Below are 1,116 nucleotides of genomic sequence, written 5' to 3'. Positions count from 1 at the left end.
AACATGGTGTCCGGCGCCGGGTGGGTGAAGTCGGGCAACGCCCACCCGGCGCCCGCGCCATGCCGAGATACTGGCGGCCATGACGAACACCCCGACACCCGCCCCGTTCTCCCGGATCAAGATCCGGACCGGGGCGCTGGTGTTCTGCGGCGACGACGTCGCCCTCATCCGCCGCGACCGCGCCGACTCCACCCACTACACCCCGCCCGGCGGCAACGTCGAGGACGGCGAAGACCTCGACGCCGCCCTCGCCCGTGAACTCGCCGAAGAACTCCGACTGGACACCACGCTGGCAGAAGGCGGGGACCTGCTGTGGGTCGTCGACCAGCGCGTCACCCGGCCCGGCCCCACCCCGCCCCCGCGCAAGCTCCACCTGATCTACCGCTTCCACATCAGTCCCGACGTCCGCGCGACGCTCGCCGAGCAGGAGCTGGACGAGCTGCCCGACGGAAGCCACGAAGTCGGCGTGATCGAGTGGATCGACTACCGCAAGACCGCCGAACTGCCGGTCTTCCCGCCCATCGGCCCCGCCCTCGCCGCCCTCGCCAGCCCTCGTGCCGCCGTCGCCAGCGCCGCTCTGGACGCCGTCACGGACGCGAACTACACCTGGGTCTGACCTCTGAAGCGGGTGAATACGCGCAGGTCACACCCCCACGTTCACGAAGACCGCCGTCTCCGGCTTCCGGCCAGCCGACCGGCCGGAAGCGGGAGACGGGCAGCGCTTACACGGGGACCGGCGTCTTGAGCTGGTCGCACCTGTGCGACCGTCCAGGCCAGCGCGTGGCAGGAGTACGGGAACCAGTCGTCGAGCTCGGTGACCACCACCCGGTGGTGTCGAAGCGGAAGCCGTCGTACTCGAAGGCGCCGACGGCAGCGAGCGCGCTGCCCTCGGCGCTGCCCTCGGTGGTGAGGTCGGCGGGCGCGTACTGGGACGTGAGGTCGCAGTCGACCATCTCGGCGAGGTCGCCAGGCTCCGGCTCCTTCGCCGCGACGGCCTCGGCGATGTGGGTGCGCAGCCGCTCCCCGGAGTAGACCGTCACGCCCTTGAGGCCGCTGGGAGCGATCTTCTCGCCAGGTAGATCGGGTCGAGGCGTCCGCCGGCGGTGGTGGTGCGGA

At 71.3% G+C, this 1,116-nt stretch carries 1 protein-coding gene and 1 pseudogene; one reads left to right on the top strand and one right to left on the bottom strand.

Going from position 1 to position 1,116, the window contains the following annotated elements; all coding sequences use genetic code 11:
* Positions 1-79 precede the first annotated feature (79 nt).
* Positions 80-616 carry an NUDIX hydrolase gene (locus VR44_RS19635; protein ID WP_045948852.1) on the top strand — a complete coding sequence of 179 codons (537 nt, stop codon included), beginning with the start codon at positions 80-82 and terminating at the stop codon, positions 614-616.
* A gap of 106 nt (positions 617-722) precedes the next feature.
* On the opposite strand, the pseudogene VR44_RS19630 reads toward VR44_RS19635, so the two are convergent.
* A pseudogene (locus VR44_RS19630) lies at positions 723-1,116 on the bottom strand (hypothetical protein); the annotation flags it as partial.

This window comes from Streptomyces katrae, from assembly GCF_000966975.1.
Taxonomy (GTDB): Bacteria; Actinomycetota; Actinomycetes; order Streptomycetales; family Streptomycetaceae; genus Streptomyces; species Streptomyces katrae.
The sequence above is the reverse complement of the archived record's forward strand: the minus strand, read 5'-3'. Positions and strand labels throughout refer to the sequence as shown.